The 15,943-nt window shown below is 48.6% G+C and carries 14 protein-coding genes and 1 pseudogene; 3 read left to right on the top strand and 12 right to left on the bottom strand.

Going from position 1 to position 15,943, the window contains the following annotated elements; genetic code table 11:
• Window positions 1–299 precede the first annotated feature (299 nt).
• The gene (speD, locus tag MKY82_RS27315) at window positions 300–1,115 is read left to right on the top strand and encodes an adenosylmethionine decarboxylase (RefSeq protein ID WP_194544349.1); all 816 of its coding nucleotides are present in this window, start codon (window positions 300–302) and stop codon (window positions 1,113–1,115) included.
• 76 nt (window positions 1,116–1,191) lie between these two features.
• Here the strand turns inward: speD and MKY82_RS27320 are convergent, their stop codons facing one another.
• From MKY82_RS27320 to MKY82_RS27335, 4 genes are all read right to left on the bottom strand, one after another.
• Window positions 1,192–3,018, bottom strand: coding sequence for a hybrid sensor histidine kinase/response regulator transcription factor (locus MKY82_RS27320; RefSeq protein ID WP_339296723.1), 1,827 nt, complete (start codon window positions 3,016–3,018; stop codon window positions 1,192–1,194).
• 64 nt (window positions 3,019–3,082) lie between these two features.
• Complete coding sequence (locus MKY82_RS27325; protein WP_339294778.1) at window positions 3,083–3,664, bottom strand: sensor domain-containing protein; 582 nt, start codon at window positions 3,662–3,664, stop codon at window positions 3,083–3,085.
• A gap of 402 nt (window positions 3,665–4,066) precedes the next feature.
• Entirely contained in the window at window positions 4,067–4,873 is an 807-nt protein-coding gene (locus tag MKY82_RS27330) for an MBL fold metallo-hydrolase (RefSeq protein WP_339294779.1), read from the bottom strand.
• Between the two features lie 24 nt (window positions 4,874–4,897).
• Window positions 4,898–5,503, bottom strand: coding sequence for a winged helix-turn-helix domain-containing protein (locus tag MKY82_RS27335; RefSeq protein WP_339219540.1), 606 nt, complete (start codon window positions 5,501–5,503; stop codon window positions 4,898–4,900).
• 299 nt (window positions 5,504–5,802) lie between these two features.
• Between MKY82_RS27335 and MKY82_RS27340 the strand changes: the two genes are divergently transcribed.
• A complete protein-coding gene (locus MKY82_RS27340; protein WP_194544354.1) occupies window positions 5,803–6,318 on the top strand; it encodes a hypothetical protein in 516 nt (171 codons plus the stop codon).
• 75 nt (window positions 6,319–6,393) lie between these two features.
• Here the strand turns inward: MKY82_RS27340 and MKY82_RS27345 are convergent, their stop codons facing one another.
• Together MKY82_RS27345 and MKY82_RS27350 are read right to left on the bottom strand one after the other, a co-directional pair.
• A complete protein-coding gene (locus tag MKY82_RS27345) occupies window positions 6,394–7,248 on the bottom strand; it encodes a VOC family protein (RefSeq protein WP_194544355.1) in 855 nt (284 codons plus the stop codon).
• Between the two features lie 220 nt (window positions 7,249–7,468).
• Entirely contained in the window at window positions 7,469–7,912 is a 444-nt protein-coding gene (locus MKY82_RS27350) for an Rrf2 family transcriptional regulator (RefSeq protein ID WP_071222650.1), read from the bottom strand.
• A gap of 436 nt (window positions 7,913–8,348) precedes the next feature.
• Between MKY82_RS27350 and MKY82_RS27355 the strand changes: the two genes are divergently transcribed.
• Entirely contained in the window at window positions 8,349–9,233 is an 885-nt protein-coding gene (locus tag MKY82_RS27355; protein WP_339294780.1) for an LCP family protein, read from the top strand.
• 134 nt (window positions 9,234–9,367) lie between these two features.
• Here the strand turns inward: MKY82_RS27355 and MKY82_RS27360 are convergent, their stop codons facing one another.
• From MKY82_RS27360 to MKY82_RS27385, 6 genes and pseudogenes are all read right to left on the bottom strand, one after another.
• Window positions 9,368–9,532, bottom strand: coding sequence for a hypothetical protein (locus tag MKY82_RS27360; RefSeq protein ID WP_164817510.1), 165 nt, complete (start codon window positions 9,530–9,532; stop codon window positions 9,368–9,370).
• Window positions 9,533–9,648: 116 nt separating this feature from the next.
• Entirely contained in the window at window positions 9,649–10,569 is a 921-nt protein-coding gene (locus MKY82_RS27365; RefSeq protein ID WP_339294781.1) for an AEC family transporter, read from the bottom strand.
• 111 nt (window positions 10,570–10,680) lie between these two features.
• Window positions 10,681–10,776: pseudogene (locus MKY82_RS27370) on the bottom strand (RimJ/RimL family protein N-acetyltransferase); the annotation flags it as partial.
• A gap of 909 nt (window positions 10,777–11,685) precedes the next feature.
• Window positions 11,686–11,865 (bottom strand): hypothetical protein, encoded by a 180-nt coding sequence (locus MKY82_RS27375; protein ID WP_339294782.1) that lies wholly within the window; start codon window positions 11,863–11,865, stop codon window positions 11,686–11,688.
• A 125-nt stretch (window positions 11,866–11,990) separates the two neighbouring features.
• Window positions 11,991–15,176, bottom strand: coding sequence for an ATP-binding protein (locus MKY82_RS27380; RefSeq protein WP_339294783.1), 3,186 nt, complete (start codon window positions 15,174–15,176; stop codon window positions 11,991–11,993).
• A 112-nt stretch (window positions 15,177–15,288) separates the two neighbouring features.
• Window positions 15,289–15,780: a hypothetical protein gene (locus MKY82_RS27385; protein WP_194544361.1), complete on the bottom strand. Its 492-nt coding sequence runs from the start codon at window positions 15,778–15,780 to the stop codon at window positions 15,289–15,291.
• Between the last annotated feature and the right edge of the window lie 163 nt (window positions 15,781–15,943).

The raw sequence follows: 15,943 nt of genomic DNA on the forward strand, positions 1-15,943 counted from the left end.
GGATCATAGTATCGGAAATACGAAGTGAAGTCCATATACACGCTCGAAGGATATGCTGCATGTAGCAGGTGTCCTTCTCGTCTTGAGGTCAGCCGGGGATTACCGGTTGGCCTTTTTGAGTTTTGAGCAGCCAATACTTGTCTCTATCATCCTTGACCTTCTGTTAATGTTAAACCCGATCCGGGTAAGAACATATTAATGTTAATTCCGAAGGTGAAGCATGGGCAGATTAGGAATCGCCGGTTTCGGAAATAATAGATACTCGAACTGATATATTAACGACACAAGGGGAAATTCATATGGATATGACACCAGAACAACGCGTTACCCTGCACGGGTTCAACAACCTAACGAAATCGCTTAGCTTTAACATGTACGATGTCTGTTATACGAAAACCCGGGAAGAACGTGAGGCGTATCTTGAATATATTGATGAGCAGTATAACGCGGATCGGCTAACAAAAATATTGAGCCATGTGGCCGAAATCATCGGAGCGCATGTCCTGAACATTGCCAAGCAGGATTATATCCCGCAAGGCGCCAGCGTAACGGTCCTTGTATCCGAGGGTCCGGTCGTGGAGGTTCCGGAGGAATCCTATGACGAATCGCCGGGGCCGCTGCCGGATAACGTCATCCTGCAGCTCGACAAGAGCCACATTACCGTCCATACGTATCCGGAATTTCATCCCGATGAGGGAATCAGCACCTTCCGGGCCGATATCGACGTGTCAACCTGCGGGGAGATTTCACCGCTGAAAGCCCTAAATTACCTGATCCACTCCTTTGATACGGATATTATGACGATCGACTATAAAATTCGAGGCTTCACGCGGGATATTCACGGGCACAAGCTGTTTATCGACCATGAGATCAGCTCCATTCAGAACTACATTCCGGACGAGGCCAAGGAGCTGTTCGATATGATTGACGTCAACGTATACAAGGAGAACATCTTCCACACCAAGTGTAAGCTGAAGCAGTTTGATCTGGACAACTATCTGTTCGGTTACACGAAGGATAAGCTATCCGAAGCCGAGCAGCAGAAAATCACCGAGCGCATCAAACTGGAGATGGACGAAATTTATTACGGTAAAAACATGGACCGCAGTTACTGATGGTATGCACTCCGATACGCTGCCATCAAACGGCTTTGATGCTGGAAATATGCAAGAGTCAGAAACCAGGCCGGGCTCATAGGAGCCCAGCCTGATTTGCAATTTCTATCGCTTCGTCCCGGTTGCGGACGCCCAGCTTGGCATACAAGGTTGAAGCATAATTCCGTACGGTCCCGTCTGAGAGATACAATCTCATCGCAATCGCCTTGTACCGCATGCCTTGGGAGAGATACTTCAGAATCTCCATCTCCCTTGGTGTCAGATCATACAACTTCAAAGTTGGAGACGACGTCGGATCGGCTTCGATTACGAATGCAGTGCCGCCTTCCTCCTTCATGAAATCGCCCGCTTCCCCATCGAAGAGTTTCGCCGAAATCTCCGGATTCATTAAAGTTCCGCCTCGATACACGATGCGAATGTTCTCGGCAAGTTCACGCGGCTCCATCGACTTCAGCAAATAACCGTCCGCTCCGCCTCGCATCGCTTCGGCTGCTTTGGCCCTCTGCTCAAATGTGGTGAATATAATCACCTTCACTGACGGCCAACGTTGTTTGATCAATCGCGTCGCTGTAATCCCATCCATCACGGGCATCTCCAGATCCATCAGCACCAGATGGGGGTTAAGCTTCTCACACATGTCCAAGGCAAACTCCCCATGTTCCGCACGTCCTACTACCTCAAGGTCCTTTTCCGACTCCAGAATGATGCCGAGACTCTCCCTGATAAAAGGTTCATTATCCACCAATAAAATTCTGATGATTTCATCCGCAGGCTCCATGATTCTAGGCAAGCTGCAGGTCACAACGGTTCCTTCGTCGGGAGTCGAATAAACCGTGACTTGGCCTTGAAGGCGATAGGCCCTTTCCTTCATGGCACTTAAACCGAAACCTTCCTGGATTTGCACGGTTCCACTGCCGTTATCCAGAATTTCAAGCCGGGTTTGCTGCAATTCGAATTGAAGCACGGCATCAATCCTCGTCGCATTGCCATGACGAACACTGTTGGTTAAAGACTCCTGGAGACAACGATAGAAGGTCATTTTCACCTGCCGGGATACCGGGTACTCTTCACCAAGCACTCTAAATCCTGCTTTTACCCCGGTGTTGCGCTCAAAATCCTCCGTTACCTGTCTCAGTGACTGCACCAGGGGAAGCTGTTCTTGCGGTGAGTCCATCTCATGCAAGTACCCTCTGACCTCATCCAGACTTCTCCGTGTCAGTTCGAGCAGATTGGACAGCTTACGCTGAGCTGCTGCATCGGTTTCCGTGGAACGAAGCGTTTCCAAGCCCATAATGACCGCCGTATACGTATGGCCCATCGTATCATGCAGATCCTTGGACACGCGCTCTCGTTCTTCCAGCAGCGTGACCCGCTCGACCTGGGACAAATATTGCTCCAAAATCGTATTATGTGTTCGAATGATTTCATTCTGGCGATAGTTGGCCATCAACAGATGAAAGGCAAATCCTAACGCAAACGCAAAGGCGACATGCTCCATCATCAGCATCAAATCCGTTGATGGGGCGTACAGCTTGATCAGCATTGGAACCAAGATAGCCGCAAGGGGACCTGTCCATCTGTACGTATTTCCATAGCTGTTCGCTGCCATCAGAAATGCCGGAATGATAAACGACAAGTAAGCCTCCGGGAATAAGGAAGTTAAATAGACGGCGATCCCCCCCGATAACAGGAGCTCCGTTACCAAATATGCTTTATGGTTCAGAAGCAGACACAGCCAGGGGATCGAGAAAGCTGCCATCTCCCACATGACGACGAGCCATAACGATACGGAAAACTCATTCCGGAGCTCTACAAACTTTATGATCAGGGAGATGCAGCCCATCATGCGAATAAAGAGCATGGCCCAGTCGTACCACTTCCATTGTTTCACTATATCAAACAAAGCATTCACTCCCTGCAGTTCCTTCACGGTTCCTTCCTAATATGACATGGCCCCCACAGTGTGTCTACCTACAAACCGAAAACATCCACTGCGTGTACCGGCCGCTCCATCTCGCCGCTCCCTTAGCGGCCCATGACCCTGCATAAGCAAACAGAACGCCGACTCCCATCATAAGCAGAGACTTGGGCAAAGTATCGATGCGAATAGGCCCTACGTTGATATCCGCAAAGGAACTGATACATGGGGCCAATATCCATAGAATGGGAACGATAAAGAATATAACGGCACTGAACAAACTCGCGATGCCAACGATAAACTTCAGCATGAGTACCGATACGGCTTTCCAATTTCGGATGTCCACCAGTTCCCCCTTAGCCTGAATCCAGAGGGAGCCGGTTGTTGTTCTCTTCATAACAGGTTCGATCGTTATGTCCGTATAGAACTTCGTCTGGATCCGATCATAATCCATGAAAGTCCATGACGATCGCATAACAAAGGTAAGAACCGGTATCCCGATCAGGGTGAAACTCATGCCGGATCCAAAAACAAGGCCCACAAGATAGTAACAAAAATAAAACACCCCGGTTCCAAAAGTCAGCATCAAAAAACAAAAGTTCAGCAGGTACTCCCTCAGCCATTTCTTCATAGATTAAACTCCTTTCATGTCTTCATGACCTTGATACTCCTGTATCCTACTGCACTCGTTGTCATGTGCAACAGTGTCAAAATGTCATATGACACGCTTTCTCAAAGAAGTGACTGAATGTAGCTGGCTGTTAGTAGAAGCCATTCAAGTGCTTATCGGGAGTGGAGTCGTTGATCCGGACACTCGTAACCAAAAAGGTCGGCTCCGTCCATTTCCGTTCCAAGCAGCTGCTGCTTCGTCAAGAGGCCTGTGCTCTGCTGGACAAGGCCTTTTAACTACTACGCCCTTCCGCTAGCCTCGAAATAAATCAGGAATCGGAAAAGCCCTGCACCCCTCGGTGCAAGGCTTTTCATTTCTTCCCATGGCGCGCTTGCTTGCCGGAGAAGTAACCGGATAACGGTGCTAAAATTGAACCGAAAATCCGTTGAACCGGTGAATGCCCGTTCCAAATCGGACAAGGTCTTTTTCCCGCAGCTCTTGAACCGCCTCTTTGACCACGACCAGCCATGCCGGATCCAGTCCAAGTGTATTGTGAGAACCATAGATGCGCTTTACACCATCGAGATTCGCGATCCGCTCCAGCGAGTTTACGAGATCCTCCGGACTTGTCGTTGGATAAAAAGCATATATCGGCGTCTCATCATACAATAAATCCCCTGTGAACAAGTAACCCCGGTGTACATCAAATACCACGATATGTCCAGGCGAATGGCCCGGCGTGTGGTAAATAACCAGACTCCGCCCGCCCAGCTCGATGACATCTCGATCCCTTAGAATACCGGTCGGTTGCCCCTGGTAAGGGGTATAGGTTGCCGGATCGAAGGAAGCCGGTACCGGCCTCCTGATATCGCGTGAAATGTCCTTACGGATTTGTTCAATGGACAGCTTCTTAATCCCGCTGACGAGCCAGTCCTCCTCAGCCTCATGCACATAAATCTCTCCGTACTGCCCATGACTGCCGATATGATCCGCGTGAACATGCGTGGTTAGCACCACAACAGGTAAATCCGTCAGCTGATCGGTCATCCGCCTCATGTTGTCGATGCCAAGTCCCGTATCAATCAGTGCGGCACGCTCGCTTCCGATCAACAGAAACGAATGTACCTTCTCCCAATGTCCGTATTCACTGATCGCGAACGTGGTCTCATCCAACTGCGATACGGTAAACCATGCATCATCGATAACAACGTTATGTTGATGATTCTCCATATGTAATGACTCCCCCATCAAGGATTATCGAATGGTGATATCCTCCTGATTATCTTGAAATGCGATCAACGACATATAGTAATTTTTCTCTTCCATGGACACAGGCGTATGGCCTGTTTCGGCCGTCTCCATCGTAAAGTGTTTATTCATGAGCTGCTTGAACTCATCCACAAAAGCATGGAAACTCTCCTTTGTTGCATGAAAACGGTAGGTCCCTGCAATGTTTTTTCGATAGTGTTCGCTTGTGCTGTCCAAGGCAAAAGAAGAAGCCGGCGCGCTTTCGATTTTCGTCCGGGTAACATCGAGTGTCTCCATAAATACCTGTCTGGATGTTTCCACCAAATCCAGGCTCGGCAGCAAATGATCCTCCGGAATGAAACGGCTTGCGACGGCGCGATAGTATTTCTGCACGATACCGTTCTTCTCTTCCTTCCGGACCACGTGAATGATGCCGTGCTTCTCCAGCTCCTTCAGATGAAAGTAAATATTGTTCCGCGTAATGTCCAGTACCTCGGCTAGCTGCTGTCCGGTGTAGGCATCTTTCACGAGATTCATCAGGATCTTGGTGCGCAGGGGATCGGCAATTGCTTTGAGCTGTTCATGAGTTTTAATTCTATAAACACCAGTCATTTTAATTTTAACACCTCCATATATTTTATCGGTAAAATATATTTTACTGTCTTTGTGTTTCATCCTATCATGATCTTTACCCGCAGGTCAATCTTGCTGCTCCTCGATTTTTTGGTTATACCAGATAGGAGCCGAGTGCGAGTCAACGATGATACCATTTGGCAATACTGTTATAACACGAAGGAAATCACGCAGGGATCCCGTCTTTTACACTTAGCCTGCTCCCCTTAAGCAGTTGAATTGTGATATATTATCCACAATCGTATGTACGACACTATGACGTTCAAAGGATGTGCCTCATGTTTGACCCGACGATATTCGAAAATTTAAAGGTTGGCATCGAAAACGCGGTCTACGATCTCGATAACCTCGATGAAATCATTCGTGTTACCGATCGGAAGGATCTTCTGGATATGGCCACGTTATCCAGAAGTTTTAGCCTCCGGTTCGAGCTGGCTGCGTCATCCACAACTTCAGCCGAAATTTGCCTGGAGACCGGGCTCCGGGATTTGGCTGCCGAGATCTTGGAAATTCCGGAAGGTCAGCCAGCCTGCGAGCTGAAGCTCCGCTTTTATAAACATATCGCTGATGCTTCCATAGCGTGTCCGGCTATTGCCCAGATCATAAAGGAGATATGGAATCCGGAGCTTCCTCCGCTGCAAACGATACGGTACACCTACAGCGATGATCCGGTACCGCTTCACAACACGATCGAGCTTCGCTTTCCTCGTAGAATCAACGAAGAACAGATGGGAGATATCCCGAATATCCTGGAATTCATGCTTCGTACGCTGGGAGAATTAGACCAGATATAACTTAAAGATAACCGAGATTTCTCATAAAGAAAGCCTGCCCACGATCATCGCGGACAGGCTTTTTAACTTATATTATTAAGCAACAACCAACCGGATCCAGATATCCGAAGGATCTTGAACGGCCCAGACGCCATCGCGCTGCTCCAGCCCCAGTCCCGCCTCACGGATACGGCCGGTTACCGCTTCAAGCTCTTCATGGCTCGGAAGCTCAATCGTATAATCTTCCATCCCCGCAGCGCTCCGTGGTGTGTTCGGTACACCGATTCCTGCCCAAACATTGAGCCCGATATGGTGATGGTACCCTCCCGCAGATATAAACAACGCAGCGCCGCCGTAATGGGCTGTCAGCTCAAACCCCAGAACATCGCAATAAAATACGCGGGCATCATGCAGGTTGGACACGTGGAAATGCACATGCCCGATAACCGTCTCTTCAGGAAGTCCATACCATTCCTTGTCCTTGGAGAGAGCCAGCAGTCCTTCTACATCGACAGGGTCGGTAGTCATCACATATTCCCCATTGGCATCACGCTTCCAGATATCCCTTGGTCGGTCGGCATAAATCTCGATGCCGTTCCCGTCCGGATCATTAATGTACAATGCTTCGCTGACCAAATGATCGCCTTGACCGACTGGAATGTTATGCGCAATCAGATTGGCAAGCGCAAGCCCGAGCGATTCCCGATTCGGAACCAGAATTGCAAAATGGTACAGACCTGCCGTCCGGGTCTGCGGTCTCACCAGATCTTGAATTTCCTCTATAATCAGCAGCGGCTGTTTGCCGTCTGCCGTCAATTCGGCAACACGGCCATGCTGGCGAAGCATTTTCAACCCGACGACTTCTGTATAAAAGCGAACAGATTGTGCCAGATTACTGATCCGCAGAGAGACCGGGCCAAGCTTTGTGGATGGATGTATAATGGCTGTCATATTCTCACTCCTTGAATGTTGTGGTTAGTTCATTCCATATATTCAGGTCAACGTCAGGTTCAACTTGTAATCAAATCAGTTACATCTTGCTTGTAATCATTATAGTTACAGGACATCCTTGTTGTCAAACCCAGTAATTTACAAGTACATCGAAGAGTCGCCAACATTTAACCAAAAGAAAACGCCCATCCTACATAAGGATCGAGCGTGTGATTTTCGCTTATTCACTTGATGTTCCATTCGCAGAGGCATCAATTTTCCGGACAATCTCTTCCAGATTCACCTCATGCAGCGTGTTCTCCATGGCCTTCTGGGCGGCTGAAAAAACGGGGACAATCGCCGTTTGAATATGTTTGCCAACAGGACATTTTGTGTCCGAATTCTCATGAATGCCAAACAAGGAATCCTCCTGCACGACATGAACGGCATGATAAATATCCAGCAGCGTAATCTCGGACGGTTGCTTTGCCAGCTTCGCTCCCGCTACGCCAGGTTTAACCTCCACCAGGCCCGCTTTGCTCAGCATGCCTACGATACGCCGGATAACCACAGGATTCGTGTTCACACTCTCCGCGATATAATCTGAGGTGCTGACGCCAGCCTTATTCATCTCCAGCACGGAGAGAATATGAATGGCCACTGCAAATCGGCTGCTTATGTTCATGTGACCCCTCCTGACGGACCAAATCTTCAGATGACTATCATATCATGTAACCATCATAGTTACATTAACCCTTAAAGTCAACGGTGAAGCCGCTGCCCCTTAATCCAAAATCAGGCACTTGATATACAAATTTCAAAATTTTTATGGGATATAATGTAATTTTATGTTGATTTTCCCGAGTTTTTCACTATAATTATCACAACACGTATTGGTAAAATCAACCTATTCAAACATAATCCAGGCATTCCTGCATGATCCAAAACATTCAAGGAGGAAATCCATGGATCCCAGCCACAATCGAAATGAAACGTATACTATCAGACGTCCTCGAAAACCTAAAAGCCGTATCAAGCTCAAGAAATGGATAGGAATATCCTTATCGATACTAATTCTCTTAGGCGGACTAGGCTATATTTTCAGAAAAGAATTGTCCTGGATGGCGTTTCATGTTTTTTTCGCGAAAGATATCAAACATACACTGGACAAGTCCTACAAACCTGTTGGTCCTTCTGATTCGCCCGAGCCTATTGCGGAGGCAACGAAACCATTCTCGGTTTTGCTTCTGGGCGTTGATCAACGCGAGGACGAGCCTGCCCGTTCCGACACCATCATCTACTCTGTCATCCGACCTGACCTTAATAAAATTTTGCTTGTCTCCATTCCGAGAGATACCTACACCGAAGTCATCGGCAGGGGAGTCACCTCCCGAATCAACTCAGCTTACGCCCACGGCGGCGCGAAAATGGCCATGGATACGGTTGAGCATCTGTTTCAGCACCCTGTCGATTATTATGCAGCAATCAATTTCCACGGATTAACGGATATCGTCAATGCATTGGATGGGATTAAACTCCCCATCGATAAAGTCATCGAGAACAAGAGCGCCCGTCATATCAAATTGCGGATCGAGCCGAACAAGCCGATTTATGATGGAACAGAGGCATTAAATTATGTAAGGTACCGGGAGGATTCGGATTTCAACCGTACCATGCGTCAACGCATATTCCTCAGTTCCTTAATGGATCGGGTATTTGAATTAAAAAATATAACCAAAATCCCGGAGCTGATTCGTATCGGAGGCAGCAATCTCACGATGGACTTAAACTCCGATTTCATTCTCAAGCTGGCCGAAAACCTATTTTTTAATGACTCTCCACCGACATTTGAGAATTACATGCTAAAGGGAAAAGATCTAGTGATCCGCGGCGATTACTTCTATGATCCGGACGATTCGGACATCCGGTATATTCAAGAACTGCTTGCCAACTGGTCTGATGAAAAGACCAAGCTGGAAGATTTGATGATCCCAGGTGCGAAGTGAATCTGATCACACGAGGTTGGATGAATCGCCTGACTAAGGTAAAGCTTGTTATGAAAAAAGCCGATCCATGATAAAAAACCTCTCTTTCGCGTATTACGAAAGGGAGGCTTTTTAACGAATACCATCTGCTCCATCTAGAACATCGGAAATACGTATTTGATAAGGAAATACAGAAATCCAAAGAAGATAATCAGATAAGCCACATACTTAATTAACGTAGATGCTACCCTGCTGGAGTCATTCCGCTCCTCGATATTGCGGGTCTCGATCTCCACGTCTCGGTCACGCTGCCTGCTCATAGTCTCCACCTCCATCCGATTCTTTAGTTGCAGATGTTGGTTATTTCTTGACGCTTACTACTCTTTACACACACGTCTGGAGATTGAACCAAGCTTCAGGTCAGGAGATGGCAAGCTTAGAGAAAGCCGATCATGGCAGGCAGAACGATAAAGGAAGCCAGCGTGGTCCACAGTATGCACCTGGATACCAGCTTGGGTGCGGCATCGTATTGTTCAGCAAGGATTACCGCATTCACGGCTGCTGGCATCGCCGACAAAATCAGGATGACCGCAAACAAGGTTCCCTCAATGGATAAAATCGCGAGCAATCCCCAAGCCACCAATGGGCCCGCCAGCATTCGCATCGCCATGCCCGACCAGAATCCGCGCTTGGAGACGGCAGAAGCTCCGCCATCCCGAACCCCGACCATCTGGGCTCCCAGTATGACAAGAGCGAGCGGCGCATAAGCCGCGGACAGCATGGAAACGCCGGTATTCAACCCTTCCGGAAGCTGAAAATCCGCCAACCGGAAGAGCACGGCGAGTCCCGCCGCGTAAACCGAGGGGAGCGTAAACACCGATTGGATCGCCTTTGCGGCGGAAAAATGAGATCTCGCTGCCAGGTACACCCCTAATGTATTCATAATGATAATCTGCACAATGACATACACAGAAGCTTTATCCAGCCCTGCTTGCCCGAAGGCAAGCAGAACGAGGGGAAGCCCGTAATTCACGCTGTTGGTAAAAATAGTGGTCAAGGCGAGCCCCGATTTCTCTGTCTGGGACAAGCCCAGCATTTTACCGGCTAAGGCACTCAGCACCCAAAGCGCGATCACATTCAACAAGCAAAACGCAACCGTTACCGTGACCTCATTCGAGGTAATCGAAGCCTTCTCCAGCGTTTCGAAGATCAGAGCCGGGCTTAGCACATATAAAGACAGGGCCGAAAGGCCCTTGGTTTCAATGCCCTTGAATCGCTTGAGCAGTGCTCCGCCGATGACGGGCAGCGATATGGGTAGGAATACGCCATAAATCGTAGCTAAGAAAGAAGAGATCATGAGGTCCACCTTTATGCAAAGTAAAAATTCTTGGTCCGCCGCTGTTGTCATTTCAACTAACGTATCCCGTTGGTTGAGCCATAAATCATCGATTATTTGCACTTTGGAAAACTAGCTATCCTCCGACGGATTTATAATCGCCAGAACCTGATGATCCACCCACTTACCGTTGATCTTTGCATTGCTTCGAGAGATGGGCTCTTTGTATAAGGTCGACGACAGCCATCCAAGTTTGCTCCGGACCACGCACCGAGCGCACAGGGAACAGCGCGCTCAGTGCGTGCACACAGGGGACAGCGCTCGGTGCGTGCACACAGGCGCCGCCGCGCTCGGTGCGTGCACACAGGCGCCGCCGCGCTCGGTGCGTGCACACAGGCGCCGCTGCGCTCGGTGCGGGGACGCCGCGAACGGTGTACAGACATAAGACCCGCTCCGTGCGGACCGTGATTCCGCTATTTGCAAACAAAGGTACTAAAATTAAGCTTAAGCGGACACTTGTTCCGCTATTGCCGGCATATCACAGCAAAAAACAGGCAAAAGCCGAGAATAACGGATTCTGTGTCCGCAAAGCCTTAAATTTGGCACTGTTGTTGGCAAATAGCGGACCTCCTGTCCGCATCTCTCCGTGCATATTGCACATCATCCGCGCATATCGCACATCGTCAGTGCATATTGCACATCTTCAGCGCATATTGCACATCATCCGCGCATATCGCACATCATCCGCGCATATTGCACATCATCCGCGCATATTGACATCATCAGCACATATTGCCCATCATTAGCACATATTGCACATCTTCAGCGCATATTGCACATCTTCAGAGCATATCGCACCCATCCGCGCATATCGCACATCATCCACGCATATCACACATCATCCTCGCATATTGACATCATCAGCACATATTGCACATCATTAGCACATATTGCACATCTTCAGCACATATTGCACATCTTCAGCGCATATTGCACATCATCCGTGCATATTGCACATCATCCGTGCATATCGCACATCATCAATGCATATTGCACATCATCCGTGCATATCGCACATCATCAATGCATATTGCACATCAACCGTGCATATCGCACATCATCAATGCATATTGCACATCAGCAGGGCATATTGCACATCATCAGCGCATATTGCCCATCGATTCCGACTTTTATATTATTGAATCGGTATTGCCATTTCCCCTCTTTCGGGAAAATGGCGATATTTATGGGTAACAAAGCGCGGCGGTGATCCGGATTCAAGACCGGGAATTCGGTTACGGTAATTATTTCCATCAACTAACTTCGTCTCCGTATCTTCCCTAAGAATAATGTACATGGATCATTCTCTCTACATCCTAACCCATACCTCAAGCATTCGTCCAAGATTCAAAGACTATAGGTTTAATAGGCTTAGGCTCTCATTATGCCATCTTCCTGATGACAAACGACACGGTGGTTCCTCTGCCCCTTGTGCTGTCAATCATGAGTCCTTGCCCATAGACTTGCTTCAAACGCCGATCCGTGTTCATAAGGCCGACTCCCTTGCCGGTACGCTGCCCGCTTCCCAGCATCAAGCGGAGCTTCTCGGGATCCATCCCGGCACCATCATCCGCAATAATGACTTTGGCGGATTCAGCTTCACTTACGATGCGAATCGTTACGGTCCCTCCCTGGGTTCGAGCCAATACCCCGTGAACGACAGCATTCTCCACAATCGTCTGCATGGTCAAAGGGGGAAGCTTCCACTGCTGAACAGCAACTTCCTCGGAAATATGCCAACGGACACGCAGGCGTTCCCCAAACCGCTCTCCTTCGATATACAGATATGAGCGAACCAAGCCAAGCTCCTGCTCCAGCGGGATAAAACGCTCCAAGTTGCTGATATCATAGCTGGCTCTCAGATAGTGGCTGAATTCTCCAATCAGCGCAACCATCCGGGAAGGGTCAATCTCACTAAGAGATGCAATCGAATTTAAAGTATTGTGCAGAAAATGCGGCTGAATTTGAGCCTGGAGCCAAGCCGCCTCCATATGCAGCCTTTCCTTAATGGAGCGCTTCAGGTCCAGCAGCGCGCGTACCCTTGTTTTTAATTCCAGATGATCCACCGGTTTTATCAAATAATCGTTGGCTCCGGAAATGAAGCCCATATGAATATCTTCAGGGCGATTTCTTGCAGTCAGCAGCAGAATCGGAAGCTCCGATATCATATACCTCTGCCGAATCGTCCTGGACAATTCATATCCTGACATCTGGGGCATCATCACATCAGATATGATCAGATCCCATTCTCCCTGCTCTAACAATTGAAGGGCTTCCTCAGCCCGGGTAACGGTCACGATCTGATACCCTTCGTTTTCAAGCAAATGACGGATAACTTTTAGGTTAACCGGATCGTCATCTACGATGAGCAGCCTGCCATCGGTTTGACGAGAACGCTGCTTAGCCTCGGATTCGGCATCATCCTGTTCGTGCTTATCTGACATGTTAGATAGCCTCTCCTTCTCTTTCTCTGAATTTGAAGCCAAGGAGCCGGCAATAAACTCCTGTTTATCCGTATTCTCCTGCCTCATCATATCGTCCACTTTCAGCGTAAACGTAAAGGAACTTCCCAGCCCCGGAGCAGATGACACGGAGAGTTCCCCGCCATGCAGCTCAACCAGCTGCTTGCAAATGCTAAGTCCAAGCCCCAAGCCGCCTCCCGCTGCGGCAAAGTTGGAGTCTCCCTGCTCGTAGGGGAGGAATATCCGCCTTACTGTCTCTTCGTCCATCCCCATCCCCGTATCAAGAACGTGGACGCAGGCCCTTCCATTAACAACATCGGCAGTCACCATGATTCGGCCTGACTCCGTATATTTGATTGCATTGTGAATCAAATTGAATATAATCTGAACCAACCGGCTTTCATCTGCCCATACCTTGGGAAAGTCATCCTCGATCTCGCATACGAGCTCGATTCGCTTGCCCTCCGCCATCGGACGGAGCATATCCAGCACGCCTTGGGCAGCCGAACCGAGATGGATGCTCTGTACATTCAGCCGGATCCGCCTGTCCTTCAATAACGAAACATCCAGCAAGTCATCCAACAGCAGCGACATCCGCTTACCAATGCCGGTAATCAGCTCCAGGTGATTACGATCCTCTTGCTGAAGAGTACTCCCTTTGCGTTCCAGCAGCGTTTGCGCCATATTAATCATGCCATGCAGCGGATTTCGCAGCTCATGGGACGTATTTGCCAGAAATTCATCCTTTTTCTTGTCTGCCCGCTGCAGCTCCTCTGCCTGTTCCCTCAGCACCACAGTGTTTCGGGCAAACCGGATAAACCAGAAGGAAGCAAATCCGAGAAACGCAACGATCAGGTCTATCGGATAATAAGGCAGTTCCTTAAAATACCGAAACCTTAAAATTCCGCTTACGATAATGTTGCAGGAAACCGCAACCGCCGACAGCAAGATAAATATGGCCGCTTCCGTCCGCTCGCTGACCGCCTTCCTGGCAATCGAAGGCAGGAACAGTACGGAGCTTATTAATACCAATGATAAATAAGTAGAGAGATGCACCATCAGATGAAACGGAAGCAGCAAATAAGCGACGGCATACGAAACCACAAAGATTGTATAGGCCCGGTATAATCCTTCTTTGATTCTCGGCCGGAGTAAATGCTTGGTGCACAGAATCAAACATAAGGATATAGCCACATAAGCAACAACCTTAAGCTTCACTGACCATTCGAAACGGATAGCAGGCTGCCAAACGAGCAGGAGCTTATCGTCGTCAACCAGCGTAGCCAGCAGCGTAAACAGTATAAGGGCCGCAAAATATAAGAGGCCTTTGCTCCGATAGCCGATCAGATACAAAATTAAGACATACATGACATGAAGAAATAGCACTATGCAGACCAGCAGCTGCATGTTCTCCGAGAACGCTTTTCCTTTCATCACCGCTTCTGCAGTCCCGAATTTGATTGGCAGCCTAATCCCGCCTGAATCGGCATATTGGTAATTGCTCACTTCCAGAATGATATCCAGCTCGTCTTCGGCAGCCGGGGGGATGAGTTCGATATGGGGAACGATTCTTGCCACATGGGTCTTTGGCGTATCGGAGGGATGTCCGGATTCGTACAATAACTCGCCATTGACATACAAACGATAGGCTGTACGGATATCGGTGATCCAGAGGCCGTAAGTTACGTTACGTTCCGGTACGAGCAGCTTGAGACGATAAGTGCCGAAGCCCATTTGGTTCCCGTTCTCGTTTACGCCTCCCCATGGCCCGGGAACCTGTATCCAGCGCGGATCGGCGGCAGGCTGCTGCTCCCCTTGAGACCATCTATCCGGGCCCATCCATTGATTCGGATAAAAGGCCCACTCCCCGTTCAGCGCGACCGTATTGCGGTCATCCGACCGCCAATCCCGAAGATCCAGCACTCCTTGCTGAAACGGAACTTCCTCAGGGATCATGATGATTTTAAAATAAGCCAACCGCACGGAGAGTAAAATGACAATAAACAGAAAAGTAATCCCCAGCAGCCTTTTGCCGGAGATCGGTTTCGATTTCGAGTTTGAGTTCGAGTTGGAATAGGTCGACAATAATAACAGTCCTTTTAACATATTGTAAAAAATCAACACCCCTACACAACTGTCCATTATTTTACATCGTTACGGAGCTGTTGTCTGTTCCTTTTCCATAAAGTCCAATAAATAAGCGGGCCGGGTCAGGCCGCTATACAAACGATAATGTCTTGCCTGGACGCTGCAGCGGCTGGTACGGACATAATTCCGCAGCGGATACATACTTCACCGTATAGTAAGAGTAGAATCTTTTTCTACCGGATGCTTCATAGATCCACGAAAAAAAGTCGAAAATCGAATCATCCACCCATTTTCCGTTGTACTCGATCAAGGACCGCAAATAAGGAATTTGGAGTTTCACTCCCCCATCCCACATAAAGATAAATGTGTTAACCTCGGCGTTTTTTTGCAACAAAAAATGAACGGTACGCTCATCCAGCAAGTACTTTTCCTGTCCACACAGAAATACCGGACCCTCATCCGTAGCAACGATGCCAATCCGCTTGCCGTTGAAGTGAGCATAGAAGCCTCTGCAATGCTGGAGGTCCTTCTCCGCATCAAGCTCGAACTCCCGGAACGTTCCAAGCTCCAATCCCATGGCCTTTTGCAGCGAAGATTCCTTAAATTTCCGAATGAATTTCATAACCGAATAATGTACCTCCCGATTGTTATGGTTCACTCCCAGTATAGGAGACCGTCCTCTACAATTTCTGAACAACACCGGAAGGACTATAAAATCAGGCAAGTATATACAAAAAAATCACCGGTCGAACAACCGGTGATTTCATCTCGAATGCGTCTTTAGC

The organism is Paenibacillus sp. FSL W7-1279 (genome assembly GCF_037969845.1).
In the GTDB taxonomy this organism is placed as follows: Bacteria; Bacillota; Bacilli; order Paenibacillales; family Paenibacillaceae; genus Paenibacillus_AQ.